Source organism: Solimonas aquatica, assembly GCF_900111015.1.
In the GTDB taxonomy this organism is placed as follows: Bacteria; Pseudomonadota; Gammaproteobacteria; order Nevskiales; family Nevskiaceae; genus Solimonas; species Solimonas aquatica.
Genome location: NZ_FOFS01000017.1, coordinates 74,696 through 100,524, shown reverse-complemented (window position 1 = coordinate 100,524; position 25,829 = coordinate 74,696). Strand labels below are relative to the sequence as shown.

28 protein-coding genes are annotated in these 25,829 nt (G+C 67.8%); 13 read left to right on the top strand and 15 right to left on the bottom strand.

The features are described from left to right. Positions 1-254: 254 nt before the first annotated feature. From accC to cutA, 6 genes are all read right to left on the bottom strand, one after another. Entirely contained in the window at positions 255-1,619 is a 1,365-nt protein-coding gene (gene accC, locus BMY12_RS18570) for an acetyl-CoA carboxylase biotin carboxylase subunit (protein WP_093289371.1), read from the bottom strand. Between the two features lie 19 nt (positions 1,620-1,638). Next, the gene (gene accB / locus BMY12_RS18565; RefSeq protein WP_093289370.1) at positions 1,639-2,103 is read right to left on the bottom strand and encodes an acetyl-CoA carboxylase biotin carboxyl carrier protein; all 465 of its coding nucleotides are present in this window, start codon (positions 2,101-2,103) and stop codon (positions 1,639-1,641) included. A 35-nt stretch (positions 2,104-2,138) separates the two neighbouring features. Continuing rightward, on the bottom strand, positions 2,139-2,588 hold the full coding sequence (gene aroQ / locus BMY12_RS18560; protein WP_093289368.1) for a type II 3-dehydroquinate dehydratase: 450 nt from the start codon (positions 2,586-2,588) through the stop codon (positions 2,139-2,141). Positions 2,589-2,729: 141 nt separating this feature from the next. After that, a complete protein-coding gene (locus BMY12_RS18555) occupies positions 2,730-3,266 on the bottom strand; it encodes a TlpA family protein disulfide reductase (protein WP_143069007.1) in 537 nt (178 codons plus the stop codon). Between the two features lie 8 nt (positions 3,267-3,274). Continuing rightward, on the bottom strand, positions 3,275-3,724 hold the full coding sequence (locus tag BMY12_RS18550) for a protein-disulfide reductase DsbD N-terminal domain-containing protein (RefSeq protein WP_093289365.1): 450 nt from the start codon (positions 3,722-3,724) through the stop codon (positions 3,275-3,277). Next, on the bottom strand, positions 3,721-4,059 hold the full coding sequence (gene cutA / locus BMY12_RS18545) for a divalent-cation tolerance protein CutA (RefSeq protein WP_093289364.1): 339 nt from the start codon (positions 4,057-4,059) through the stop codon (positions 3,721-3,723). Before cutA ends, BMY12_RS18550 begins: the two co-directional genes overlap by 4 nt. 358 nt (positions 4,060-4,417) lie before the next feature. On the opposite strand from cutA, the gene putA reads away from it, so the two are divergent. Continuing rightward, entirely contained in the window at positions 4,418-7,576 is a 3,159-nt protein-coding gene (gene putA / locus BMY12_RS18540) for a bifunctional proline dehydrogenase/L-glutamate gamma-semialdehyde dehydrogenase PutA (protein ID WP_093289362.1), read from the top strand. Positions 7,577-7,617: 41 nt separating this feature from the next. On the opposite strand, the gene BMY12_RS18535 is transcribed toward putA, so the two are convergent. Next, positions 7,618-8,307, bottom strand: coding sequence for a hypothetical protein (locus BMY12_RS18535; protein ID WP_093289361.1), 690 nt, complete (start codon positions 8,305-8,307; stop codon positions 7,618-7,620). 179 nt (positions 8,308-8,486) lie between these two features. On the opposite strand from BMY12_RS18535, the gene BMY12_RS18530 reads away from it, so the two are divergent. Further along, positions 8,487-10,082, top strand: coding sequence for an OpgD/OpgG family glucan biosynthesis protein (locus BMY12_RS18530; RefSeq protein WP_093289359.1), 1,596 nt, complete (start codon positions 8,487-8,489; stop codon positions 10,080-10,082). A gap of 9 nt (positions 10,083-10,091) precedes the next feature. Here BMY12_RS18530 and BMY12_RS18525 read toward each other — a convergent pair whose 3' ends face one another. Further along, positions 10,092-10,454 (bottom strand): hypothetical protein, encoded by a 363-nt coding sequence (locus BMY12_RS18525; RefSeq protein ID WP_093289358.1) that lies wholly within the window; start codon positions 10,452-10,454, stop codon positions 10,092-10,094. A 246-nt stretch (positions 10,455-10,700) separates the two neighbouring features. Between BMY12_RS18525 and BMY12_RS18520 the strand changes: the two genes are divergently transcribed. The 3 genes from BMY12_RS18520 to BMY12_RS18510 all read left to right on the top strand — a co-directional run bounded on the left by BMY12_RS18520 (position 10,701) and on the right by BMY12_RS18510 (position 13,507). Continuing rightward, positions 10,701-11,312: a class I SAM-dependent methyltransferase gene (locus BMY12_RS18520; protein WP_093289356.1), complete on the top strand. Its 612-nt coding sequence runs from the start codon at positions 10,701-10,703 to the stop codon at positions 11,310-11,312. Between the two features lie 92 nt (positions 11,313-11,404). Further along, positions 11,405-11,770: a DUF6763 family protein gene (locus BMY12_RS18515; protein ID WP_093289355.1), complete on the top strand. Its 366-nt coding sequence runs from the start codon at positions 11,405-11,407 to the stop codon at positions 11,768-11,770. Between the two features lie 177 nt (positions 11,771-11,947). Next, positions 11,948-13,507: a bifunctional aminoglycoside phosphotransferase/ATP-binding protein gene (locus BMY12_RS18510; protein ID WP_093289353.1), complete on the top strand. Its 1,560-nt coding sequence runs from the start codon at positions 11,948-11,950 to the stop codon at positions 13,505-13,507. Positions 13,508-13,523: 16 nt separating this feature from the next. On the opposite strand, the gene BMY12_RS18505 is transcribed toward BMY12_RS18510, so the two are convergent. Then, on the bottom strand, positions 13,524-14,108 hold the full coding sequence (locus tag BMY12_RS18505) for a rhomboid family intramembrane serine protease (RefSeq protein WP_218140261.1): 585 nt from the start codon (positions 14,106-14,108) through the stop codon (positions 13,524-13,526). Between the two features lie 163 nt (positions 14,109-14,271). Here BMY12_RS18505 and BMY12_RS18500 point away from each other — a divergent pair, with 163 nt between their 5' ends. Both BMY12_RS18500 and BMY12_RS18495 read left to right on the top strand, forming a co-directional pair. Further along, positions 14,272-14,721: a CBS domain-containing protein gene (locus BMY12_RS18500; protein ID WP_093289352.1), complete on the top strand. Its 450-nt coding sequence runs from the start codon at positions 14,272-14,274 to the stop codon at positions 14,719-14,721. A gap of 12 nt (positions 14,722-14,733) precedes the next feature. Further along, positions 14,734-15,207: a host attachment protein gene (locus BMY12_RS18495; protein ID WP_093289350.1), complete on the top strand. Its 474-nt coding sequence runs from the start codon at positions 14,734-14,736 to the stop codon at positions 15,205-15,207. 185 nt (positions 15,208-15,392) lie between these two features. Here the strand turns inward: BMY12_RS18495 and BMY12_RS18490 are convergent, their stop codons facing one another. After that, a complete protein-coding gene (locus BMY12_RS18490) occupies positions 15,393-16,808 on the bottom strand; it encodes a WS/DGAT domain-containing protein (protein ID WP_177189073.1) in 1,416 nt (471 codons plus the stop codon). Between the two features lie 159 nt (positions 16,809-16,967). Between BMY12_RS18490 and BMY12_RS18485 the strand changes: the two genes are divergently transcribed. The 6 genes from BMY12_RS18485 (at position 16,968) to BMY12_RS18460 (ending at position 19,992) form a co-directional block, all read left to right on the top strand. After that, entirely contained in the window at positions 16,968-17,237 is a 270-nt protein-coding gene (locus tag BMY12_RS18485) for a hypothetical protein (protein ID WP_093289347.1), read from the top strand. A gap of 42 nt (positions 17,238-17,279) precedes the next feature. Continuing rightward, positions 17,280-17,843, top strand: coding sequence for a nitroreductase family protein (locus BMY12_RS18480; RefSeq protein WP_093289345.1), 564 nt, complete (start codon positions 17,280-17,282; stop codon positions 17,841-17,843). A 67-nt stretch (positions 17,844-17,910) separates the two neighbouring features. Beyond that, positions 17,911-18,360: a hemerythrin domain-containing protein gene (locus tag BMY12_RS18475; protein ID WP_093289344.1), complete on the top strand. Its 450-nt coding sequence runs from the start codon at positions 17,911-17,913 to the stop codon at positions 18,358-18,360. Positions 18,361-18,387: 27 nt separating this feature from the next. Next, positions 18,388-18,846, top strand: a complete 459-nt coding sequence (gene nikR, locus BMY12_RS18470) for a nickel-responsive transcriptional regulator NikR (RefSeq protein ID WP_093289342.1) — start codon at positions 18,388-18,390, stop codon at positions 18,844-18,846. Positions 18,847-18,900: 54 nt separating this feature from the next. After that, positions 18,901-19,365: a nuclear transport factor 2 family protein gene (locus BMY12_RS18465; RefSeq protein ID WP_093289341.1), complete on the top strand. Its 465-nt coding sequence runs from the start codon at positions 18,901-18,903 to the stop codon at positions 19,363-19,365. Between the two features lie 156 nt (positions 19,366-19,521). Beyond that, complete coding sequence (locus BMY12_RS18460) at positions 19,522-19,992, top strand: nucleoside deaminase (RefSeq protein ID WP_093289339.1); 471 nt, start codon at positions 19,522-19,524, stop codon at positions 19,990-19,992. Positions 19,993-20,162: 170 nt separating this feature from the next. Here the strand turns inward: BMY12_RS18460 and BMY12_RS18455 are convergent, their stop codons facing one another. The 5 genes from BMY12_RS18455 to BMY12_RS18435 all read right to left on the bottom strand — a co-directional run bounded on the left by BMY12_RS18455 (position 20,163) and on the right by BMY12_RS18435 (position 25,771). Continuing rightward, the gene (locus BMY12_RS18455) at positions 20,163-21,380 is read right to left on the bottom strand and encodes an acetylornithine transaminase (RefSeq protein WP_093289338.1); all 1,218 of its coding nucleotides are present in this window, start codon (positions 21,378-21,380) and stop codon (positions 20,163-20,165) included. 222 nt (positions 21,381-21,602) lie between these two features. Then, the gene (locus tag BMY12_RS18450; RefSeq protein WP_218140260.1) at positions 21,603-22,772 is read right to left on the bottom strand and encodes an aminotransferase class V-fold PLP-dependent enzyme; all 1,170 of its coding nucleotides are present in this window, start codon (positions 22,770-22,772) and stop codon (positions 21,603-21,605) included. A 43-nt stretch (positions 22,773-22,815) separates the two neighbouring features. After that, complete coding sequence (locus BMY12_RS18445) at positions 22,816-23,676, bottom strand: DMT family transporter (protein ID WP_093289336.1); 861 nt, start codon at positions 23,674-23,676, stop codon at positions 22,816-22,818. A gap of 105 nt (positions 23,677-23,781) precedes the next feature. Continuing rightward, positions 23,782-24,567 (bottom strand): enoyl-CoA hydratase/isomerase family protein, encoded by a 786-nt coding sequence (locus BMY12_RS18440; RefSeq protein ID WP_218140259.1) that lies wholly within the window; start codon positions 24,565-24,567, stop codon positions 23,782-23,784. A 13-nt stretch (positions 24,568-24,580) separates the two neighbouring features. Then, on the bottom strand, positions 24,581-25,771 hold the full coding sequence (locus BMY12_RS18435) for a glutathione S-transferase family protein (RefSeq protein WP_093289333.1): 1,191 nt from the start codon (positions 25,769-25,771) through the stop codon (positions 24,581-24,583). Between the last annotated feature and the right edge of the window lie 58 nt (positions 25,772-25,829).

Sequence of the window (25,829 nt, the reverse complement as noted above, 5' to 3'; positions counted from 1 at the left end):
GCGGCGACGGATGCGAGGCGTAGGGCGTGCTTTCTCTTGGGTACTTCTCTTTGCACGAGCAAAGAGAAGTACCTCGGGCGCCGAAGGCGCACGAAACCAAGGCTCAATTGAGCGGAACGCCAAGCAACAACAGCCAAGCCCTGGCGGGTTACGGCGCTCTCGCGCCTAACCCGCCCTACAAAATCCACAGCTACCACAAAAGCAAAGCCCCGGACGTGCCGGGGCTTTGCGTGAGGCTTCAACACAAGCAGACTTCAATCCGTTTCCTTGGCCCAGTCTTCCAGCATGTGTTCCATGTAATGGATGTGGTGCGTGCCTTCCTTGAACACCGCGTCGCTCATGATGCGGCGCTGCAAGGGGATGTTGGTCTGGATGCCTTCGATGAACATCTCGGCCAGGGCCTGGCGCATGCGCGCGATGGCGCTCTTGCGGTCGGAGCCGTAGGCGATCAGCTTGCCGATCATCGAGTCGTAATGCGGCGGCACCTTGTAGCCTGCGTAGCAGTGCGAGTCCAGGCGGATGCCCGGGCCGCCCGGCGCGTGGTACTTCTTGATCTCGCCCGGCGAGGGCACGAAGGTGCGCGCGTTCTCGGCGTTGATGCGGCATTCCACGGCATGGCCGCGCATCTTGATGTTGGCCTGCTTCTTCTTCAGCGGCTTGCCATCGGCGATGCGGATCATTTCCTTGATCAGATCCACGCCGGTGACCATCTCCGTCACCGGATGCTCCACCTGGATGCGGGTGTTCATCTCGATGAAGTAGAACTGGCCGTTCTCGTAGAGGAATTCGAAGGTGCCGGCACCGCGATAACCGATGCGGATGCAGGCCGCCACGCAGAGCTTGCCGATTTCCTCGCGCTGCTCCTCGGTGATGCCGGGCGCCGGGGATTCTTCCACCACCTTCTGGTTGCGGCGCTGCATGGAGCAGTCGCGCTCGCCGAGGTGGATGGCATGACCCTGGCCGTCGGACAGCACCTGGAACTCGATGTGGCGCGGCGTCTCCAGGTACTTCTCCATGAACACGGAGCCGTCCTTGAACGCGGCCAGCGCCTCGCTGCGCGCCAGCTGGATCTTGGTGATCAGATCTTCAGGATTGCGCACCACGTGCATGCCGCGACCGCCGCCGCCGGAGGCCGCCTTGATCAGCACCGGATAACCCACCTGCTCGGCGACACGGATGCACTCGGCATCGTCCTCCGGCAGCACGCCGTTGGAGCCGGGCACGCAGGGCACGCCGGCGGCGATCATCTCGGCCTTGGCGTTGGTCTTGGAGCCCATCAGGCGGATGGTCTCGGCGCGCGGGCCGATGAAGATGAAGCCGGACTTCTCCACGGACTCGGCGAAGTCGGCGTTCTCGGAGAGAAAGCCGTAGCCGGGGTGGATGGCGTCGGCCTGCGTGACCTCGGCGGCGGAGATGATGGCCGCCATGTTGAGATAGCTGCGGCCGGCCTGCGGCGGGCCGATGCAGACGGCCTCGTCGGCCATCGCCACATGCTTCTGCTCGCGGTCGGCGGTGGAGTACACCGCCACGGTCTTGATGCCCAGCTCGCGGCAACAGCGCAGGATGCGCAGGGCAATCTCGCCGCGGTTGGCGATCAGGATTTTCTTGATTTCTTTCATGGCCGTGTGGTTCCGGCCATCACTCGATGGCGAACAGCGGCTGATCGAACTCCACCGGCTTTTCGTTCTCGGCGAGGATCTCGACCACCACGCCGGCCTTGTCGGCTTCGATCTGGTTGAGCATCTTCATCGCTTCGATGATGCACAGCACCTGGCCGGCCTTGACGGTCTGGCCCACTTCCACGAAAGCCTTGGCGCCCGGCGAGGGCGAGCGGTAGAAGGTGCCGACCATCGGCGCCTTGACGATATGACGGGTGTCGACCTTGGGCGCGGCCGGGGCGGCGGGCGCAGCCACCGGCGCGGCCGCCACCGGCACGGCGGCGGGTGCGGGCGCGGCGACCATCGCCGGCTGGGCGTAAGCCATCGGCGGCGCCGCGAACTGGCGGCTGATGCGCACCGACTCTTCACCCTCGCGGACTTCCAGCTCGCTGATACCGGATTCTTCCACCAGTTCGATCAGCGTCTTGATCTTGCGTAAATCCATGAATCCCTCCCTAGGGATGTTGCGAGCCTGAAGCTTCAGGCTTTGGTTTTATTGAGGCGTTCGTGCGCAGACTGCAGGGCCAGCTGGTAGCCCAGCGCGCCGCAGCCGGCGATCACGCCCGTGGCGATGTCGGACAGATACGAGTGCTTGCGGAAGGCTTCCCGCGCGTGCACGTTGGACAGGTGCACCTCGATGAAGGGGATGGCCACGCCCAGCAGGGCATCGCGCAGGGCGATGCTGGTGTGCGTGTAGGCGCCCGGATTGATCAGGATAAAGTCCACGCCCTCGGGCCTGGCCTGCTGCACGCGGTCCACCAGCGCGCCTTCGTGATTGCTCTGGAAGCAGCTCAGGCGGTGGCCCAGCTGGCCGGCGGCGGCGCTCAATGCCTGCTCGATGTCAGCCAGGGTCTGCCGGCCGTAAACCTCCGGTTCACGGCTGCCCAGCAGGTTCAGATTGGGCCCGTTGATCAGCAGCAGGTGGCTCAAGGTGGAGCGACTCGGTGAAGAGGATCAGCCGATTCTGCCGTAGCGCAGCGCACAAAAACAAGATATCGGCATTTGCCGACACGATGCCGGCAAATCTGGATGTTTAGGGGGGCATTTCCAGTCGCAGGCGTATGGCGGCGCTCAGTGCCCGAGGTGCCGGCGCAGGAGCTCACCCAGGGCCTCGCCGCTCAGGCCGCCCAGATGGCGCTGCACGATGAAGCCATCCGGGTCGATCAGGACCGTGAACGGCAGCACCCCCCGGTCATTGCCGAAAGCGCGCATCGCCGCATCGGCGCTGGCGAAATCGGCGCTCACCGGGTAATTCATCGCGAAGCGCCCGAGCACCGGTTTGACCGCCTCGGCGTCGTCCAGGGCGGGACCGATGATCTGCAGGCCCAGCGAGGCGTAATCCGCCTGCGCCTGCACCAGATGCGGAATCTCGTCCATGCAGGGGGCGCACCAGGAGGCCCAGAAATTCACCAGCACCCAGCGCCCGTGCAGGCTCCTGAGCGCCACGGCCTTGCCGTCCAGCGTGTTGAAGCGCAGCTCCGGCGCGGCCTCGGCGGTTTCGCGGAGTTTGGGTGCGGCGAGATATCGGTAGCTCAGCACGCCGGCCAGCACGGCAAGGACGGCGGCGGCGACGAGCGGCAGGAAACGGCGCATAGTGAGGATCGGCAAGGCGGTATTCAGGGCAGGACGGTCTGCTCTACGCTCTGCGGCGGATAACAGATGCCGGCATCGGCGCAGCCCTGGTAGTGAATGCGCAGACGCAGGGCATTGTGCCGCAGACCGTGCAGCGGCAGCGTGGCCTGCAGCAGGCCACGGAAAATGTGCACATCACCGAAGTGCTCGTCGCGATGGGCGATGCCGTCGGGCATCTGCAGCGCGCCGGTCTTGAGTCCTTGCGGTTCCAGCAGCTCCACGCGGATGCGCTCGCGGTAGAGATAGGTGCCCGGCGCGATGTTCCAGCTCAGCTGCACGCCGTTCTTGCCGCGCTCGGCCGGCAGCAGTGCGAAAGCCTGTTCGACGCTGAGCAGCTGCGGCGCTTGCGCCGACCATAGCGAGGCCGCGCCCGTAGCCAGCGCCGGGGCGGCGCCGAGCAGGCTCAGGCTCAACAGCGCGAGAAGACGGTTCATTTGGCGCAAGCGGACAGCACCCAATCCAGATACGGGCGATGACCCGCATCGACGCTGACCATCAGCAGTTCCGGAAGTTCATACGGATGCAGGCGCAGCACCGCGTCCTTGAGCGCCGCAAAGTCCTGCGCCGGATGCTTGATCAGCAGCAGCGCCTCGCTGGCCTGTTCCACCGCACCCTGCCAGCGATACACCGACTGCATCCCGGGCAGCACGCTCACGCAGGCCGCCAGCTGCTGTTCCACCAGTGCCCGCGCCAAGGCCTCGGCCTGCGCCTGCGGGCAGCTCACCAGGCTCAGGGCGACGGACGGTGCAGCGGCGGGGGACGGCGGCATGCGCGGGCTGGGCTTTTGAAGAATGTTCCTCAAGAGAGCTTAACCCTGGCGCGCTAGGGCCTGTTAGCGCTATGGTGATCGCTGCGTTGCTGCCAGAAATCGCGCCAGGCAAGGCGCGAAACGCAGGCCTTGGTGGTTCCAAGGCCAAGTTTCGCAACGCCGCATGGCGCGATTTCTGGCGCAACCCGAAGGGACGGGGCTGTTTTGGCGCAGGGCTGCGTTGGCAGCCGCTGGCTTGGAGTTACCAAGCGGCGCGTCTGCCGCCTTGCCCTGCGCCAAAACAGCTTCAGTCGCAGCGACCACCACAGCGTTAACAGGCCCTAGATTGAGCCATCTCGCGGCGGCGTCGGAGGCGGTGATGGACGGACAGCAGGCGCGGTGGCTGTGGAACTCGGCGCTGCCGGCGCGCGAGGCCTTGCGCGGCGCGATCAGTGCGCAGTACCTGGCCGATGAAAACCAGATGCTGCAGCGCCTGCTGCCGCTGGCGCGGCTCGAAGCGCCGCAGGCGCAGCGTGTCGCGGCGCAGGCGGCGGACTGGGTGCGACAGCTGCGCGCGCAGCGCGAGCGCGGTTCGGCACTGGACGCCTTCATGCGTCAGTACGATCTGTCCTCCGAGGCCGGCGTGATGCTGATGTGTCTGGCCGAGGCGCTGTTGCGCATTCCCGATGACGACACGGCCGAGAAGCTGATCGCCGACAAACTCGGCGGCGCGTCCTGGGAGCAGCATCTGGGGCGCAGTGATTCCCTGTTCGTGAATGCTTCCACCTGGGGCCTGATGCTCACCGGCCGCATCGTGCGGCTGGCGCCGGAGGACACCGGCAGTCTGCGCCAGGTGTTCGCGCGGCTGCTGGGCAGTTCCACCGAGCCGGTGATCCGTCTGGCCATGCGCCAGGCCATGCGTCTGATGGGCTCGCAGTTCGTGATGGGCCGCGACATCGCCGAGGCCTTGCGCAATGCCGCGGCGCGCGAGCGGCCGCTGGAGCGCTATTCCTTCGACATGCTCGGTGAGGCGGCGCTGACCGGCGCCGACGCGCAGCGCTACTTCGAGGCTTACGTGCAGGCGATCCAGGCCATCGGCGCGCAGGCCCGCGACGCGGCGCAGGCGCTGCACGCGCGGCCGGGCATCTCGGTGAAGCTCTCTGCCCTGCATCCGCGTTATGAATTCGCCAGGCGCCGCCGCGTGCTGCAGGAACTCACGCCGCGTCTGCTGCAGCTGGCGCAGCTGGCCCGCGCGCAAGGCATCGCGCTGACCGTCGATGCCGAGGAGGCCGAGCGCCTGGAGCTGTCGCTGGATGTGTTCGAGAGCGTGCTGCAGGACGAATCGCTGCGCGGCTGGGACGGTCTGGGTCTGGCCGTGCAGGCCTTCCAGAAGCGCGCGCTGGCGGTGATCGAATACCTGGAGCAGCTGGCGCGCGCGCAGCGCCACTGCATCCCCGTGCGGCTGGTGAAGGGCGCGTACTGGGACAGCGAGATCAAGCGCGCGCAGGAGCAGGGCCTGGCGGACTATCCGGTCTACACGCGCAAGCTCAATACCGATGTCGCCTACCTGGCCTGCGCGCGCAAGCTGCTGGACGCGCGCCCGCATTTCTACGTGATGCTGGCCACGCACAATGCGCAGACCATCGCCGCCGTGCAGGCCATGGCCGGCGATGCCAGCCACTGGGAGTATCAGCGTCTGCATGGCATGGGCGAGGCGCTGCATGCCCTGGTGCAGGATCAGCTGCAGCTGCCCTGCCGCGTCTACGCGCCGGTGGGCGCGCACGCCGATCTGCTGCCGTATCTGGTGCGGCGCCTGCTGGAGAACGGTGCCAACACCTCCTTCGTCAATCGCATCTTCGACGAACAGCTGCCGCCGGAGCAGCTGGCCGCCGATCCGGTCGCGGCCTGTGCCGCGCTGGAAGACAAGCGCAATCCGCAGCTGCCGCTGCCGGTGGCGCTGTATGGCCCGTCGCGACGCAATTCGTGCGGTCTGAGCTTCGCCGATGAACCAGGGCTGTTGCAGCTGGCGGAAGAACTGCGCGGCAGCCTGCCGCTGGCGCGCGCCGAGCCGCTGCTGGCGCAGAACAGCGCGGAAAGTGCCTGGCAGGCGGTGCGCAATCCCGCCGACACCCGCCAGCTGCTGGGGCATTGGCGTGCCACCGCGCCGGAGGATCTGCCGGCCGCACTGCAGGCGGCGCGCGAGGCGCAGCCAGCCTGGAACGCGCGCGGTGTGCGGGCACGCGCTGCGCTGCTGGAGCAGGCCGCCGATGCCCTGGCGTCCGCACGCGCGGAGTTTCTCGTGCTGCTGGTCCGCGAAGCCGGCAAGACCCTGCCCGATGCCCTGGCCGAATGGCGCGAGGCGGTGGATCTGCTGCGCTATTACGCCAGCCAGGCGCACACCCTGATGGCCGCGCCGCAGACCCTGCCGGGCCCCACCGGCGAGCACAACGAGCTGCAGCTGCATGGTCGCGGGGTGTTCGTCTGCATCTCGCCCTGGAATTTTCCGCTGGCGATTTTCAGCGGGCAGATTGCGGCGGCCCTGGTGACCGGCAACTGCGTACTGGCCAAGAGCGCCGAGCAGACCAGTCTGATCGCCGCGCGCATGGTGCAGCTGCTGCATGCCTGTGGCCTGCCGCGCGCGGTGCTGCAGCTGCTGCCCGGCGATGGCGCCCTGGGCGCGGCGCTCTGCGCGCTGCCGCAGCTGGCCGGCGTGGCCTTCACCGGCTCGCTGCCGGTGGCGCGCAGCATCGCGCGCAGCCTGGCCGGCGGCGAACAGGCACTGCCGGTGCTGATTGCCGAAACCGGCGGCCAGAACGCGATGATCGTCGACTCCTCCGCGCTGCCGGAGCAGGTGGTGAAGGACGCGCTGCAATCAGCGTTCTACTCTGCCGGGCAGCGCTGCTCCTGTCTGCGCATCCTGTATCTGCAGGAGGAGATTTATGAGCGCACCGTGCAGATGCTGATCGGCGCCATGCAGGAACTCGGCATCGGCGATCCGGCGCTGCTGGCCAGCGACCTCGGCCCCTTGATCGATGCGCCGGCGCAGGCGGCGTTGAACGCTTACGCCGCGCAGCTGCGTGCCGAGCGGCGCGTGCTGGCCGAGCTGAGCCTGCCGCCCGAGACCGGCGCCGGATATTTTTTTGCGCCGCTGCTGGCGCAGGTGCGGGACATCGCGCAGATCGGCGAGGAACGCTTCGGGCCGATCCTGCACGTCTGCTCCTATCGCGCCAAGGAGCTGGACGCGGTGATCGACTCGCTCAATGCCAGCGGCTACGGCCTGACCCTGGGCGTGCACAGCCGCATCGAAAGCACCTGGCGGCGCGTGCAGCAGCGGGCGCGCGTGGGCAACTGCTATGTGAATCGCGGCATGACCGGCGCCGTGGTCGGCACCCAGCCCTTTGGCGGCGAAGGCTTGTCCGGCACCGGCCCCAAGGCCGGTGGCCCGCACTATCTGCTGCGTTTCGTCAGCGAGCGCACGCTGACCGTGAACACCGCAGCGGTGGGCGGCAATGCGCGGCTGCTGGCGCAGGCGGACTGAGCGGGATCAGCGCCGCCCCTTGGCGCGGCGCTGTATCGCGTTCAATGCGGCAGATACTCCTGCGCCATCTTCGCCAGGCCCTCGCGGTAATAGCCGAAGCGCGCCGAGAGTTCGCGAAACACCTGCTGCACGCCGAACGCGCTGGCCAGCGGATGCCTGGAGGCCGTGAAGTAGTACGACTGGCCCATCTTGCAGTAGTACTCCACGGTCACCGGACGGCGCTTGTAGCGGTGGCGGTGCTCGACCCATTCGGCACGGATGCCGGCGGTGAACAGCGCGAAGTTGCCGATATGCGACTGCACCAGAAAGCCGCGCTCGGGGCTGGACTGTGCGGCAGCGGCGACCAGATCGACCAGATACTGGTAATTGGCTTCGTCATCGCGCGAGACGCGGTAAAGACGTTCGGCGTCGGTGAACAGGCCCAGCAGATTGGCGAGGTAATGGATCGCCTCGCGCTCGCTGGCATTGCGTCGCCCGGGCAGGCAGCGGCGCAGCAGGATGTTGAAGAACAGCTTGGGCGAGACTTCCAGCCAGAGTTGCCGACGATCCTGGATGGCGTCGAACACGTAATCGGCTTCCAGCACCGAATCGAGCGTCGAAGGTTGTTCGATCACCCGCTGCGCCGCCGCCACCGCGTCTACGCCCTTGACCGGGAAGTGCTCGAATAAAAAGACCAGATCCTGCCGGGTGAAGCCCGGCGCCGCCCACTGCGCAAAGTCAGGTGCCTGCATGGTCCGCTCCGTCGTTCAGACGCTGTACCAAAAGCCTCGTCAGGATTCGAGCAAATTCTTTGCCACGGACTTGCGCACTGTCTACCGTCGGGCGGCGCCGCGCCGCCGCCGGTGCCGCGCCTGTGTCGGGCCGGTGACGGATTGCCGACACCGCAGCGCTTTGCCATAAGCTCATCGCCATGAATCGACGACAACTCCTGCAGTCCGCCGGCGCCGCAGTCGCCGCCTGCCTGCCGCTGCCCGCGCTGCTGCTGGCGCGCGCCGCGCAGGCCGAGCCGCTCAAGTCCATCGGCCCGACGCAGAACTTCGACTTTGCCGCGCTCAAGGGGCGGGCGCGTGCGCTGGCCGTGGTGGCTTACCAGCCGCCGGGCGCGGCGCTGCCCAAGCCGGTGGCCGATCTGGACTGGGATCGCTGGCAGTCGATCCGCTTTCGGGACGAGCACGCGCTGTGGCGCGACCAGCAGCTCAACTTCCAGGCGCGTTTCTTCCATCTGGGCTTCACCGTGCGCACGCCGGTGCATCTGTACGAGGTGGTCGGCGGCCAGGCGCGCGAGATCGCCTACGACAGCGCGATGTTCGACTACGGCCGCAGCGGCCTGAAGCGCGGCGCGCTGCCGGCCAATCTCGGCTTCGCCGGCTTTCGCCTCAACTATCAGGACGACTGGGTGCGCGACGTCGCGGCCTTTCAGGGCGCGTCCTACTTTCGCGCGGTGGGCGGCGAGAAGCAGTACGGCTTGTCGGCGCGCGGGCTGGCGATCAACTGCGGCATGGGCACGCCCGAGGAGTTTCCCAATTTCATCGCCTGGTATCTGGAGCGTCCCGCCAGGGGCGCGAGCACGGTGGTGGTCTACGGCCTGCTGGATTCGCCCAGCGCCGCCGGCGCCTACCGCTTCAGCCTCACGCCCGGCGAGACCCTGGTGATGGAAGTGGACGCAGCGGTGTATCCGCGTCGCGTCATCGACCGTATCGGGATTGCGCCACTGACCAGCATGTTTCTCAGCGCCGAGAATGACCGGCGCGTGGATCAGGACTGGCGGCCGGAAATCCACGACAGCGACGGTCTGCAGATGTGGAGCGGCGGCGGTGAATGGATCTGGCGGCCGCTCAACAATCCGCGCGGCCTGCGCGTGAACGCCTTCGCCGACAAGGATCCGCGCGGCTTCGGCCTCATGCAGCGCGACCGCAACTTCGATCACTACCAGGACGATGGCGTGTTCTACGACCGCCGCCCCTGTCTGTGGGTGGAACCGAAAAGCGGCTGGGGCGCTGGCAGCATCATGCTGGTGGAGATTCCCACGCCGGATGAAACGCACGACAACATCGTGGCGTTCTGGAATCCCGAGCAGGCCATGGAAGTGGGCCGCGAGTACCTGTACGCCTACAAGCTGCACTGGGGCGCGCGCGCACCGGTGCAGGCGCCGCTGGCGCTCACGCAGGCCACACGCACTGGCATCGGCGGCGTGATCGGCAAGCCCCAGCAATACTTTTCCTGGCGCTTCGCCGTGGACTTCGCCGGCGGCGCGCTGGCGCAGCTGCCCAGCAACGCGCCGGTGGAAGCGGTGATCAGCGCCTCGCGCGGGCGTGTGGAGATCGTCTCGGCACGGCCGCTGGAAGCGCTGCACGGCTGGCGCGCGATGTTCGATCTGGTGCCCGACGCCAGAACCGAACCCATCGACCTGCGCCTGTTCCTGCGCCTGGCCGGCAAGCCGCTGACGGAAACCTGGCTGTATCAGTACACGCCGCCGCCGCTGGCAGAGCGCAGGCTCAATGCCTGAACCTCCGGCTCAGGGCCGCATCATCATCCGCGGCGTGCCTTGATGCAGGCGATGGCAGCGCCGGCAATGGCGCGTGTAATGGCGCTCGTACTGGATCAGCGCGGTGGTGAGGATGGTGGCGACGATCAGGGCCGGATGTGCGCCAAGAATCATCGCGAACACGGCGAGCACCAGACTGGTGTCGCGCAGCCAGCGCGCCCAGCGCTGCATCACGCCGAAACCGTCGGTGTACCAGCGCAGCAGGCCGGCGTCGTGGGCGCCGTCACGCTCGATCTGCAGGCAGCGGCGGTTGAGCTTGTAGATCATGCCGGCGTCCAGCAGGGCCAGGAGCACCAGGACGATCAGCAGCGACATCAGGATGAAATTGATCATGACACTCTCCTCGCCGGCCCCCGGTTTCGCGTGAGTGCCGGCGCAGGCAATATCGACAGCGCGGCCCGCGCTGGAAAGAGCCGGAGCCGGGCATGGCGATTGAAGGCAGCAGACCACGCGCCCAGCGGTCGGCGCCGTGAAGGCAGCGGGCGTTGTGGCCGACAAACGGTGCAGGCGCGTGACCGACCAACGGTGCGGCGCGCAGAATGAGCGGCACAAACCCTCATTCAGAAGCGGGAACGGGATATGGAGAAGCTGCAGCGGATCGTGGCGCGCACCCTGGCCAACTATCAGGGCAATGCCGAAGCGTTCTGGGCCGGCACGCGTGATCACGACGTACGTCAGAACATCGAGGCGCTGCTGCGTCATCTGCATGGCGAGCCGCCGCTGCGGATTCTCGACTTCGGCTGCGGCCCGGGCCGCGATCTGAAGGCCTTCACCGAGCTGGGCCACATCGCCGTGGGCCTGGAAGGTTGCGAGGCCTTCGCGCAGATGGCGCGCGAGCACAGCGCTTGCGAAATCCTGCAGCAGAGTTTTCTGGCGCTGGACTTGCCGGCCGCTGCCTTCGACGGCGTCTTTGCCAATGCCTCGCTGTTCCATGTGCCCAGCGCCGAACTGCCGCGCGTGCTGGGCCAGCTGCGCGAGACGCTCAAGCCCGGCGGCGTGCTGTTTTCCTCCAATCCGCGTGGCGAGAATCATGAGGGCTGGTATGGCGATCGCTATGGCGTGCATCACGATCTGGCGTCCTGGCGCGGCTTTCTGAATGCCGCCGGCTTCACCGAGCTGGAGCATTACTACCGGCCCAGTCATCTGCCGCCCGAGCAGCGCAACTGGCTGGCGAGTGTCTGGCGGCGATAGCGCAAGAGCGTGCTGACCGGCGTCAATGCGCAGCAGGGCAGCCGGTCGCATCGTCAGACGCATCATCAGCAGCCAGGCTTGGAGCGAGTGTCATGAGTTACGCGCAGCAGCCGGAAGTCGGCGCCTGGTATCGGCGTGCAGATCGGCCGCAGCCGTTCCAGGTGCTGGCGGTGGATGCCCAGACGCATAGCGTGGAGCTGGAATACTTCGACGGCACCATCGACGAATGGCCGCTGGCGCATTGGCATGATCTGGAGATCGAAGCCTGCGAGGCACCGGTGGATCTGCGTGGCGCCTTCGACACCCTGGAGCCCGATGGACTGGGTGGCGAAGACGCGCCGCCCGCCGAATCGCAGTTGCAGCAGTGTCTGGCCCAGGCCGATGCCCTGCGTGAATCCTGCGATCTGGATACCCTGGCCGAAGAGCTGCGACGGCTGGGACGACGGCCACGACGCTAGGGCCTGTTAACGCTATGGACAATCGCTGCATTGCTGTCGGAAAGGGCGCCCGGCACGGCGCAGGACGCAGGCCCTGGTGGTTCCAAGGCCAAGTCCCGCAAGGCCGCCGGGCGCCCTTTCCGTCGCAGCCATTGCCATAGCGTCAACAGGCCCTGATCCGCCTCAGGCCACCCCGCCATGTCCGTCAGCGCTGCCGGCATCGACATTCAAGGCTTGCTCGATGCGCGCGCTTATCCGCATGCGGTCGCCGGACTGCAGCTGATCGAAACGCATATCTCCTGGGTGCTGCTCACCGGCGAGTTCGCCTACAAGATCAAGAAGCGGCTCGACCTGGGCTTTCTCGATTACAGCACCCTGGACAAGCGTGAGCAGGCCTGTCGTGAAGAGCTGCGTCTGAACCGGCGTCTGGCGCCGGGCCTGTATCTGGACGTGGTGCCCATCACCGGCCATCCGGCGCAGCCGCGCATCGGCGGCGAGGGCGAGGTGCTGGAGTATGCGGTGAAGATGCGGCAGTTCCCGCAGCACTGCCAGCTGGATCGCCTGCTGCAGGCCGGGGCGCTGCAGGAACACGAGATCGACGAACTGGCCGCACATCTGGCGCAGTTTCACGCGCAGGCGCCGAGCGCCGCCGCCGACAGCGGCTACGGACAGCCGGAGGCGATCTGGCGCAGCGTGCAGGAAAACTTCGACAGCCTGCGCACCCTGCGGCAGGCCGATACCCGCGCCGCGCTGACGCAGCTGGAAGACTGGAGCCGCGTCACGCATGCGCAGCTGGCGCCGTTGATGCAGCAGCGCTTGCAGCAGGGCTGCGTGCGCGAAGGGCATGGCGATCTGCATCTGGGCAATCTGGTGCGGCTGGACAGCGGCGTCGCCGCCTTCGACGGCATCGAGTTCAATCCGGCGCTGCGCTGGCTGGATGTGATCAATGATCTGGCCTTCACCAGCATGGACCTGCGCCGCTTCGGCCGCGAGGATCTGGCTTATCGCCTGCTCGTCCGCTATCTGGAAGCCGGTGGTGATTACGAGGCGGTGGCGCTGCTGCGCTACTACGAGGTTTACCGCGCGCTGGTGCGGGCCAAGGTCGCCGCCTTGCGGCGCCATGAGCTGCGTGGCGCCGCGCGCAACCGGCTCGATGGCGAGCTGCGCGCCTATGTGCAGCTCGCCCTGCGCCTGAGCGGCAGCCGGCATCGCGGCCTGGTGCTGATGCACGGTCTGTCCGGTTCCGGCAAGACCTGGCTCAGCGGCTTTCTGGTGCAGACCCTGCCGGCGCTGCGGGTGCGCTCGGACGTGGAGCGCAAGCGCCTGCATGGTCTGACGCCGCTGCAGCGCAGCGGCACGGCGCTGTCCGCCGAGCTGTATCGGCCCGATGCCTCGCAGCGCACCTATGAGCGTCTGGCGCAGGCCGCGACCGCCATCATCGGCAGCGGCGAGATCGCCATCGTCGATGCCGCCTTCCTGCGCCGCGCCGATCGTTATGCGTTTCAGCAGCTGGCGCAGCGCCTGCAGGTGCCGATGGCCATCGTCTCCTGTCTGGCGCCGGTGCCGGAGCTGCAGCGGCGCCTGCGCGAGCGCCGGCAGGATGCCTCGGAGGCCGATGAGTCGGTGCTGGCGCAGCAGCTGGTGAGCAGCGAGCCGCTGGACGAGGCCGAGCGCCGCCACGCGCTGACGGCGGCGACCGGCGAGATGGATGAAATGAACCAGCTGCCGGCGCGGCTGCGGCGTCTGCTGACGGGCTGATCGGCCGGCGTTGTTTTCAGTACCAGCTGCGCACCACACGGCGTCGCCAGCCGCGCATCAGCAGCCAGGCGCCGAGCAGACCACCCAGATGCGCGAAATGCGCCACGCCCGAGAAGGTGCCGTGCACGCCGGCATAGAGCTCGAAAGCCGCGTACAGCAGCACGAACAACCAGGCCGGCATCGGAATCGGCGGAAACAGCAGCACGATGATGCGGCGCGGGAACAGCATCGCAAACGCCATCAGCACGCCGAACACCGCGCCGGACGCGCCGACCGTGGGCGTGGTTTCCGCCATGCCGCTGACCACCAGCAGCTGCGTCAGCGCGGCGCTGAGCAGGCTCGCGAAGTACAACAGGGCGAAGCGCGTGCTGCCCAGCGCGCGTTCCACCTCGCGGCCGAACATCCACAGGCCCAGCATATTGCTGCCCAGGTGCAGCAGGTTGGCGTGCAGAAAGCCGCTGCTGAGCAGCTGCAGGGGCGCAAAGCCGCGCCCGTAGGGCCATAGCGCGTATTGTGTGACAAAGGCATCGCCGCTGCGCATTTCCAGCGCGAATGCGGCGAGATTGAGCAGCAGCAGAATCAGGGTCAGCGGCGCGCGCATGAGCGGGAGTCTGGGGGAGGCAGGACGATCAGCATGCCATGTGCCGGCGTCTTGACGCACGTCATCGTCGCCACGCTGCTGCGGATTCAGGATGGGTCAAGCCGGCTCGCGCTACTGGAGACAGTTCCTGGCTTTCACGAGTTGATGTGCAAGGAGGTTGGCCATGTTCGTGGATGAAGCCTGCAACCCCACCGTGGTGGTGGCCGAGCCGGACACCGGTATCGCCGACGCGGCCCGCCGCATGCGCGAGTATCACGTCGGCTGTGTGGTGGTGGTCGAGCGCGAGGGCGGCACGATGCGGCCGGTCGGCATCGTCACCGATCGCGATCTGGTGGTGGAAGTGCTCGCCCAGCAGGTGCAGATGGAAGCACTCACGCTGGCTGATCTCATGGCCCAGCCGCTGATCACCGCCGAGGAAAACGAGGATCTGCTCGATGCACTGGATCGCATGCGCGAGGCCGGTGTGCGTCGCGCGCCGGTGGTCGATGCATCCGGCCGGCTGCGCGGCATTCTCGCGGTGGACGATGTGCTGGAGCTGCTGGTGGATGCCCTGGGTCACATCCCGCGTCTGATGCATCGCGAGCGCGATGCCGAACTGCAACGCCGCCCCTGAAGGAGCCCGCCCATGCCACGTCAATACACACACAAGCCCGGAACCCCGCAGCATCCCAGCGTGTGGGTGGTGGTCGCCGATGCCGGCTGCGCGCGCCTGCTGCAGCAGACTGCCGCCGACGGCGAGCTGTGCGAAACCGCCGATCTGATCAACGCCGATGCGCGGCGTCAGCCGCACGAGGTGCAGAGCGACCGCCCGGGACACGGACCGCGGGTCGGGGGCGGTGGCGGCGTGTTCGAGTCGCCGCAGTCCTACGCCGAGCACACCGCCGAGACTTTCGCCAAGCGCGTGGGCGAGCATCTGAACCAGGCGCGCGCACGCGGCGAAATCACGCGGCTGTATCTGATCGCGGCGCCGGCGTTTCTGGGGCGCCTGCGTCCGCATCTGGACGAGTCCACGCATCGCCTGCTGGCCGGCGAGCAGGATCGCGATCTGACGCACTGCACGCTGGCGCAGATCCGCGCGGCGCTGCCCGAGCAGCTCTAGTGCAGCACTGCCAACAAACCGTTAGTTCTGGCCGGCGCTTTTCGCGCAGCTCTGCGTTGTTCATCGTCGCCGTAATGCCGGCTACGCCTCCGACTCACGCCTTGATCTGCGCGAAAAGCTCTCGGCCATCTCCTAAGGTTTCGTTGGCAGCGCTGCACTAGCGGTTTGCATCACCCGGCCGGCCTTCAGGCGGCACGCTTGCGCCGCCGTCGCTTCGTCTGCGGCGGCGTGGCGATGAGGATGTCTTCGTTCAGGCTGTCGCGGAAGGCCTGCAGCAGGCGCTGCGGATTGGCGATCAGGGCCTGATCGACGCACACGCCCAGACTCAGGTGCCCGGCATAACTGAACAGGCTCAGGCCCAGGCCGATGCCGCCCGACTGCGGCGGCCAGAACACCAGATTGCGGATGGCATGGCCGGCGATGCTCACCGGCTGTTCGGGCCCGCGCAGATTCGACACCACCGCCGCCGCCTTGCCCGCCACCTGATTCACCAGACGCTTCTCCATGGGCAGCGGCAGATGTCCGGCCGCCGCCAGACTCAGCAGGACCGCGCGCGCTTCGCCCGATTCCTTCAGCGCGAGCATGCGCTCGCTGACCAGCTGCAGGCGCGCACGCGGATCGCAGACGCCCACCGGCAGGTCGAGCAGCACCAGGCCGAAGTAATTGCCCAGTTCCGCGCCGTCGCCGGGGCGCAGGTTCACCGGAATCGACACGCGCAGGTTCTGGTTCTCCGGCAGCTCGTGATGCACGCTGCGCAGATAGCGGTGCAGGGCGCCGGCGGTCCAGGCCATGAACAGATCATTGAGCTTCACGTCCAGCGCCTTGGCGCGTGCGCGGAACGCCGCCAGCGGCACGTCGTCGATCCAGGCCACACCGCGATGCCCGCGCAGCGGCCTGCGCAGTTCCTGCGGGTTGTTCTGCGGCAGACGCAGCAGGCGGTTCACCGCGTGCAGCAGATGGCGGCCTTCGCGCAGCTGACGCAACGCTTCGCCCGGATGCGCCAGGCCCTCGTGCGCCACGCGCCGCAGCAGTTCCAGGCTGCGGTTGGCGGCGATCAGCCGGTCAATCAGACCGCCCAGCGGCCCGCCGTGCGCGCGCCGTTCGATGGCGGCGATCTCGTGCGGCAGCCGGGTCACCGCCTCGTCGGTGCAGCTCATCATCAGATGCATCAGGGCGATGCCGTCGGCCATCGCGTGATGGGCGCGAAACAGCACCGTGAGCGGTGCGCCGCGCTGCGCAAACACCACCAGGCGCCACAGCGGCCGATTGCGATCCAGGCTGAAGGCCAGTTCGCTGGCAATCGCCTGCCGCAGCTGCGTGTCGGCGTCCTCGTCGCCGCCCAGACGCCGCAGGTGCAGGTGATAGTCCAGGTCCGGGGCCTCGCTTTCGATCCACAGCGGCGGCTTGCGACGGTCGTCGGCGCGCTGACGGAAGCGCGGGTAGCGCAGCAGGCGCTGCACGATGGTTTTGCCCAGCGTGGCGGCGTCGCCGCCGTCCAGCTGGAAGATCGCCGCCACCACCATCGGGTTGTGCGGCTCGTCCATCTCCAGCCAGGCGCGATCCACGCTGCTCATCAGTGATCGCGTGCGCTCGGCAGTCATTGCAATGTCCTTGCTCGGTGTCTCCATGTTTTTTATGCCGGTGCCGCCCGGCTGGCGGTGACGCAGATCAATTCAGCCGGGGCGATTGACGCAAGTCAGGGCGTGGCCGGCGGCGCCACGCGCAGACTGGCCGGGCCTTCATCCACCGGAGAAAGCGCCATGACCCGACTCAAACTGGCCTTGCACAACGAGCTGCAAGCACTGGAACTGCTGCGCGACGAACTCAAGCTGCAAGCCCATCTGCTCAAGGCCGAGGCCGGCACGCGCTGGCAGCAGCTGGAGCAGGACTGGGCGCGGCTCAAGGAACAGGTGCAGCGCGCCGAAGTCGCCGGTGGCCAGGCCGAGAGCGAGCTGCAGGCGGCGGCGCAGCTGCTGGTCGAGACGCTGAAGACCGGTTACGGCCAGATCAAGAACGCGCTGCGCAGCTGATCGCGCGACGCGCCACCTTCCGATACACGAGTCGTCCTTCGCATGAAACTGCTAGAAGCCATTGCCCAGCGCCGCGCCGTGCGCGACTTTCTGCCCGAGGCGGTGCAGGCGCCGGTGCTCAGCGAGCTGCTCGACATCGCCTGCCAGGCGCCCAGCCACATGAACGCGCAGCCCTGGTCCTTTGTGGTGCTGGACGAGCCGGCGCGCGTGGCCCTGCTCAGTGCCAAGGCCACGCAGGCGCTGCGCCAGTCGCTGGTCCGGAGCGGGCAGCGGCATGTGCTGCACGACGAGATCATGAGTCCGGAGTTCGACGTGCTGTTTCGGGCGCCGGCCCTGATCGTGGTCTGCGCCACGCAGCCCGGCAGCCTGGCCGACATGGACTGCGCGATGGCGGCCTACAACATCATGCTCGCCGCGCACAGCATGGGCCTGGGCAGCTGCTGGGTGAGCATGGCGCAGCCCTTTCTCGATTCGCCGGAAGGCCGCCGCCTGCTGCATCTGAATGCCGAGGAACGCGTGGTCGCGCCGCTGGTGCTGGGCGCGCCGAGCGCCGAGCCGGTGTCGCCCGGGCGGTTCCAGCCGAAGGCGCGCTGGCTGACGAGCTAGGCGCGAGCGTCGTACCGGGCGGAGCCGTTACACTGTCCACCCACTTCACTGCCTGCGTTCCACCGCCATGTCCACGCCCAGTGCGCCGAGCGCCTTCACCTGGACCGATTCCTACAAGCTCGGTTACGACAAGATGGACGAGACCCACCGCGATTTCGTGGTGAAGGTCGATGCGCTGCTGCGCGCCGCGGACGAAGATCTGCTGGCGCATCTGGATGCGTTCATCGCGCACGCCGAGGCGCATTTCGGCGAGGAGGCGGAGTGGATGAACAGTACCGAGTTTCCGCCGCGCCAGTGCCATATCGACGAGCACGAGTCGGTGATGAAATCCCTGCGCGAGGTGCAGGCCCTGCTGGTGCTGGCCGACAATCCGCGCCGCTTTGAAATCGCGCGTTCGCTGGCGCAGGAGCTGGTGCGCTGGTTCCCCGGTCATGCCGACTATCTGGATTCGGCGCTGGCGCAGTGGATGGTCAAGCGTCTCTACGGCGGCGCGCCGGTGGTGCTGCGGCGTAGCTGATGGCGGCGTTCAGGAGCTGAGACAAGCATGCAACGCATCACCTTATCCGTGGACGACGAGCTGGCCGAAGACTTCGAGCGCTGGGCGCAGCGCCACGGCTACGAGAACCGCTCCGAGGCGTTCCGCGATCTGCTGCGCCAGCAGCTGAGCCAGGAACAGCAGCAGGACGATGCACCGGACAGCCACTGCGTGGCGGCGCTGAGCTATGTCTACAATCACCACGAGCGCCAGCTCGCCAGCCGCCTGGCCGCCAACCAGCACGATCATCACGGCCTGTGCCTGTCCACCATGCACGTGCATCTGGATCATGACGACTGCCTGGAAGTCACCGTGCTGCGCGGGCATCTGAAGGAAGTGCGCGACTTCGCCGCCTCGCTGATTGCCGAGCGCGGCGTGCGTCACGGCCAGCTGCACCTGGTGCCGGTGGAAGCGCGCTTCATGCATGTGCACGGCGAGCCGCATCTGCATCTGCATCCCTCGCGCTGAAGCGCGAAGCGGCGCGCGTTACCATGCCTCCCGGGTCCATCGCCGGGAGTCGCCATGAGTCGTCCACCGCTGCCCCCCTTCAACGAGCAGACCGCCGCACAGAAAGTGCGCATGGCCGAGGACGCCTGGAACACACGCGATCCGCAGCGCGTATCGCTGGCGTATACCGAGGACAGCCACTGGCGCAACCGCGCCGAGTTCTTCCAGGGTCGCGAGGCCATCGTCGCCTTCCTCACCCGCAAATGGCAGCGCGAGCTGGACTACCGCCTGATCAAGGAGCTGTGGGCATTTCGCGACAACCGCATCAGCGTGCGCTTCGCCTATGAATGGCATGACGACAGCGGGCAATGGTTCCGCAGCTATGGCAACGAGAACTGGGAGTTCGACGAGCAGGGCCTGATGCGCCGCCGCGTGGCCAGCATCAATGACGCGCCGATTGCGCAGAGCGAACGCCAATACCGCTGGCCGGCAGGCCGGCGTCCGGACGAGCATCCGGGTTTGAGCGAGCTGGGGTTCTGAATGTTTCCTCTCCCTCGTCGCGTCGCGAGGGGGAGAGGGGGCATTCCTGAACCGACTGCGGCGGGGCGGAGGGCCAGGGTGAGGGGGCAGCACCGTCAGCGGTGCGAACCTTGCTTGGCTGAAAGCCGCCCGCTTCCTTCGCCAGGATTCCCCGCCATGTCCGACGACCTTCGCCATCTGCGCGACACCATCCGCATCGCTGCCGAGAGCCGCGCCAATGGCAATCATCCCTTCGGCGCGCTGCTGGTCGGGCCGGATGGTGAGGTGCTGCTGCAGTCCGGCAACACCTACCTGAGCGATGGCGGCGTCGGTCATGCCGAGGCCAATGTCGCGCGCGCGGCGGCGCGGGCTTACGGTCCGGAGTTTCTCGCCGGCTGCACGCTGTACACCTCGGTGGAGCCCTGCTGCATGTGCGCGGGCGCCTGTTACTGGGTGGGCATCGGCACCGTGGTGTTCGGGCTCACCGAAAAACGTCTGGCGCAGCTCACCGGTGATAACCCCGAAAACCTCACCCTGGACCTGGACTGCCGGCAGGTGTTTGCCGCCGGGCAGCGCCAGGTGCAGGTGCGCGGTCCCTACGCCGAGCTGGAAGCCGAAATCGTCGAGGGGCATCGCGATTTCTGGTGAGCGCCGCGCTGGTGTCGTGAGTCAGAAGTTCCTTGATGAAGTCGCCAAGGATTTTTCGTGGCTGGCAAGGCGCGGCGACGAGGCATAGTGGTGACTATGGCGAGGAGGCGCAGCGCCGCCAGACGCGAAAAAGACCGGCGAATTCGCATGCGAATTTCTGACTCACGACACTAGGCGCTGAGCGCGCAGCGCGCGGGTGTCTGCGCGCACGGTTCGGCCAGCAGCGCATCGAGCATCTCCAGCATCTGCTCGATCTCCTCGCTGCGCACGTTCAGCGCCGGCATCAGACGCAGGCAGCCGGGGTTCGGCGCATTGAGCAGCAGACCGCGTTCCAGCGCGGCGGCGGCCAGCGCCGTGGCATTGCGGCCCGGCCCCAGCTCCAGGGCCTGCAGCAGACCAAAGGCGCGCACCTCCGCAAGCTGATGGCGCTGCTGCAGCGCGCGCAGGCCGGCCTGCAGCTGTGCGCTCCGCGCCCGCACCTCGGCCAGGAATTCCGCCTGCGCCACCACGTCCAGCACCGCATTGCCGGCCGCGGCGGTGAAGGGATTGCCGCAGAAGGTGCCGCCCTGCTCGCCGTAGTCGAAGCAGCTCGCCGAGGCGCTGGCCAGCAGCGCGGTGAGCGGCACGCCGCCGCCCAGGCCCTTGCCCAGGGTCATGATGTCGGGGCTGATGCCGTAGCGCTGGCAGCCGAACAGCGTGCCCAGCCGGCCGATGCCGGTCTGCACCTCATCGACGATCAGCAGCAGGCCGTGACGATCGCAGAGCTGGCGCAAACCCTGCGCAAACTCGGGCGTGGCGCCGTGCACACCGGCCTCGCCCTGCACCAGCTCCAGCATCAGCGCCACGGTGTCGGCATCGATCAGCGCCTCGACGCTGGCCAGATCATTGAGCTGGGCCTTGACGAAGCCCGGCACCTGCGGCGCGAACATGCTGCCCCAGCCCGGCTTGCCGGTGGCCGACATCGTCGCCAGGGTGCGGCCGTGATAGCCCTTGTGCAGGGTGATGATCTTCCAGGCGCCGCCGCGATGCAGGCGGCCCCATTTGCGTGCGAGCTTGATCGCGCCCTCATTGGCCTCGGCACCGGAGCTGGCGAAGAACACCTGCGCCAGACCCGTGAGCTGCGCCAGCCGCGTCGCCAGGCGCAGGGCCTGGGCGTTGTGATACGCCGGGCTGGGCGTGAGCAGCTCGCCGGCCTGCTGCGTGAGCGCCTGCGTCAGCGCCGGATGGCTGTGGCCCAGGCAGTTCACGGCCCAGCCCTGCACGAAGTCCAGATAGCGACGGCCGGCGCTGTCCCAGAGCCAGGAGCCGCGACCGCGGACCATGACGGCCTCGGGTCTGGGCGTGATGTTCATGAGATGGCGGGGATGGCCTTCGACGACGGTGTTCATGACGGTTCTTCGGGTGGTTTGCGAAAAGGCGAACAACAAAAAAGGCCGCGGAGTCCGCGGCCTTTTCGTGTTGCTGGTCTGGGGTTTTTGCTAGCTGATCCGATCCCGGTTCCGGCAAACGCGCAAGGCCGCGCAGCGCATGGCGCGGCGGCTGGCAGCTCGGGCTCGGATGGTGATGGCGTTCAACATGGGCGCGGATACTGAGAGCAAAGCGCGATGCCGTCAAGCGCCGATCTGCAGGGCGGGTGCGGCGAGCAGACGAGCGACATCATCCGCCGAGTTGTAGGCCTGCACCGAGAGGCGCACGAACACTTGGCCACCGTGATACGTCACCGGAATTTCGATGCCGCTGTCTTCGAACAGGCTTCGCCGCAGGCTTTCGGGGTCCTGCGCCGGCACCGGAATCGCCACCATCTGCGCCCAGTCCTGATCCTGTGCGATGGGGGACAGGCCGAAGCGCTGCGTGAGCGTGTGCAGGGCCTGCGCGGCCAGGGCATGACAGCGTGCGCGCTGCGCCGGCCAGTCGTGCCGCGCCTGAAAGGCCAGCGCCGCCGGCACCGCCAGCCAGGCCGAGATATCGCGCGTGCCCTGCCACTGCATGCGCCGCTCGAACAGGCTGCGACCCAGATACGCATCGAAGCCCGAATGTCCGGCGCGGCTGGCGGCATAACCCCAGCTCAGCACCGTGGGTTCGAGCAGGCCGTGATGCTCGGGCCGCGCGTAGAGAAAGCCCGCGCCCTTGGGTGCGCACAGCCATTTGTGGCAGTTGCCCGCGTAGAAATCCGCGCCCACCGCTTCGATGTCCAGCGCGATCTGGCCCGGCGCGTGTGCGCCATCGATGAGCGTGAGAATGCCGCGCTCGCGCGCCGCCTGGCACAGCTCGGCCACCGGCAGAATCAGCGCGGTGGTGGAGCTGATGTGGCTGAGAAAAATCAGGCGCGTGCGCGGCGTGATGGCAGCGAGCAGGCGCGCCAGCACGTGCTCGCGCTGATAGGGCAGGGGGATCTCCACGCGCCGGTAGTGCGCGCCCTGTCTGGCGCAGAGATGTTCCCAGGCCGCGTCGCAGGCGCCGTATTCCAGATCGCTGGCCAGCACCTCATCGCCGGCCTGCAGGCGCAGCGACTGCGCCACCACGTTCACGCCGGTGGTGGCATTGGGCATGAACACCAGATGTCCGGCCGCTGCGCCCAGCGCCGTGCCGAGCGCTTCGCGCGCCTCGCGCAGCAGGATCGCCGAGCGCCGGCCCAGAAACGCCACCGGATTGCGTTCCATCTCCAGCTGCCAGCGCTGCTGCGCTTCCCAGACCTCGCGCGGCAGGGCACCGAAGGAGCCGTGGTTGAGGAACACCAGCTCGGGGTCGAGCAGAAACAGATCGCGCAGGGTTTCGGACATGGGTGGAGGGTGAAAGCGGGGGCGGCAGAATTCAAGCCTGGCTTCAGGCGTGACGCTGCGCCAGCACCACGCAGAGCAGCACGGCCGCGCAGCTGGCCAGCAGGGCGGGCGCGATGGTTTCGCCCAGCAGCAGTGCGGCCAGTGCCAGGGCGAGAAAAGGTTGCAGCAGCTGCAGCTGGCTGATGCGCGCCACGCCGCCCAGGGCCAGGCCGCGATACCAGAACACGAAGCCGATCAGCATGCTGAACAGCGAAACGTAAATCAGGCCCAGCCAGGCCGGCAGGCGGATGACCGACCCGTGCTGCGGCCAGTTGAGCAGGGCCAGCAGGAGCATCAGCGGCGATGCCAGCAGCAGCGCCCAGCAGATCACCTGCCAGCCGCCGAGGCGCGGGGTCAGGCGCGCGCCTTCGGCATAGCCCAGGCCGCAGACGACGATGGCGGCCAGCATCAGCAGATCGCCGCGCAGTGAGGTGCTGTGATCGCGCAGCAGCGCGAAGCCCGCCACGGTCGCCGCGCCCAGCACCGAGTACAGCCAGAACCGCGGGCGTGGCCGCGCGGCGCCGCGCAGCACGGCAAAGGCGGCGGTGGCCAGCGGCAGCAGGGCGATGAAGACGGTGGCGTGTGCGGCGCTGATCTCGCGCAAGGCCAGCGCGGAGAGCAGCGGGAAACCCAGCACCACGCCCAGGGCCACGACCGCCAGCGTCGGCCAGTCCGCTGCCTGCGGGCGGCGCTGGCGCAACAGCAGAAGCATCAGCAGGCCCAGCAGGGCTGCCAGCACGGCGCGCGCGCCGCTCAGGAACAGCGGTGAAAAGGCGCTCACCGCCAGGCGCGTGGCCGGCAGCGAGCCGCTGAAGATGATCACGCCGAGCAGGCCGCTGCCCAGGCCCTGGGATTTGCTGTCCATCGCCGCTTCCTGGAGGAAGCGGTGATGGTAGGTGTCGGCGCAGCAGTCAGGAAGATACAGATGGCGACGATTCGGGCCTGATCTGTACCGGTGCTGGCGCGCGGCTCAGGGCACGGGAAACTGTGGCCGGCGCTTGTCGAGAAAGGCGTGCAGGCCTTCATCCTGATTGCCGCTGTCGCGGCAGGCGAGCACGGCCTGGCGCTCCACGGCCAGGGCATCGGCCAGCGGCAGATGTTCGGCGCCGACCACGCAGCGCAGCACGCCGGCCACGCTGGGACGCGGCTGTGCAGCCAGTTCGCGGGCCAGCTCGAAGGCCGCGGACTTGAGCTGCGCGAGCGGATGCAGGCTGTGCACCAGGCCGATGCGCAGCGCCTCGGCGCCGTCGATCTTGCGCCGGCGCAGAATCAGGTCCAGAGCGCGGTCGCGGCCCACGCAGCGGGTGAGACGCGCGCTGCCGCCCCAGGCCGGCACCGTGCCCAGCTCCAGCTCCGGCAGGCCGATCTGGGCGCCTTCGCTGGCGGCGAGGCGGAAATGGCAGGCCAGCGGCAGTTCCAGGCCGCCGCCCAGGCAGAAGCCGAACAGCGTGACCACCGAAGGCTTGTCCAGCAGCTCGATCTTGCGCAGCACGCGCAGACGCTGGTCGAGCACCGCCTCGGCGCCGCCACGCGCGGCGCTGTGCAGCAGCAGTTCCTTGAGATCCATGCCCACGGAAAAATTCGCCTCGCCCTCGGCGGTGAGCAGCAGCGCACGCACCTGCGGATCGCGCGCCGCCTCATCGACGGCCGCCTCCAGTGCGTCCATGTAGGCAAAGCCCATGCGGTTCCAGGGTGCGGCCTGGTGGGTGAGAACCAGCACGCCGTCGCGGCGTTCGCTCAGCAGTGGTGAGGACAAGGTCTGCTCCGGATCAGGAAGTGGTTTCGCCGAGCACCAGCACATGGTCGCGGCGGACGATGGCGCGCGGCAGCTGCAGCTGCATCGCGGCCGTGCCGCCGACGCGCGCCATCAGCGCAGCGAAGCGCTCGCGCGCCGGGCCTTGCAGCGCACGCGCCAGCGATGCGGCCTGCTCGAAATGCCAGAGCGTCTGCGGCGCGCTGTTGCGGCGGATGCGCAGGCCGCGCAGCGGATATTCGATGGGCCCGAGCGTGGGATGCACGCGGCGCTGCGCATCGAGGTTGAGCACTGTGCCGGGCGCGCGTCCGCCCTCGGCCTGCAGCCACTGCTGGTAGCAGCGCAGATTGGCTTCGAGTTCGGGCGTCCAGTCGCGGAACAGCAGTTCCAGCACCGGCTCCAGCGTCGCCGGCAGCGCATCGTCGGCCGGCCAGTCCGGCGCCAGCTCCGGGAATTCGGCGTCGACCATCACCGCCTGGTTCATGCGCTCCACCCAGCGCTTCACGTTCGGTGCGCGCAGCGCCATCAGCCGCGCCGGTTCCGGATCGCGCGCCAGATGCGCGTAGAGCGGTGCCATCAGGCCGAAGTCGGCGATGCTGGCGCGGCCGCCGAGCAGATACGGCACTTGCTGGAAATGCAGGTCGAGCCGCTCCAGCAGATCCAGATACGCGGTTTCGATGGCGGGCGCGGTCTCCGGCGTGCCGCCCAGCGAGGGCAGCATGCCGCCGAAGTAGGCCATCATCCTGGCGCCGGCGGCGTTGCGCGCCGCGCGATCCTTGCCCAGGTACGCGACGCGGCCAAACTCCGCCTCCAGGAACGGCAGCTGCGCGCTGCGATACGGCTCGGCCCAGCGGTAATGCATGGCGGGCAGCAGCAGGTGTTCGGTGCCGTAGGCGTCCAGCAGGCGCGCGATCACGCGCTGCACCGGCGTGCGCGGAATCATCGGCTCTTGCGGCAGGCGCTGCTCCATGAAATCGATGATCTCGGTGGAGTCCTGCAGCACCTCGTTCTGCGGCGTTTCCAGAATCGGCGTCACGCCCAGGCGCACCAGCGGCAGCACGCGGCTGCGAAACTCCGGATGGCCGGCGTAGAACTCGCGGTAGCGCAGGCCCTTCTTGATCAGGTAGGCGCGCACCTTGCCCGAGTACAGCGACAGCGCGCCGCCCCAGAGGGTGTAGGTCTCGCCTTCAGGGCGTGTGTCGGACATGCCGCTCTCCTCTTGTCATGGCTGCGCAGATTGTCGGCAGGCACCGCCGCCGCGCCCA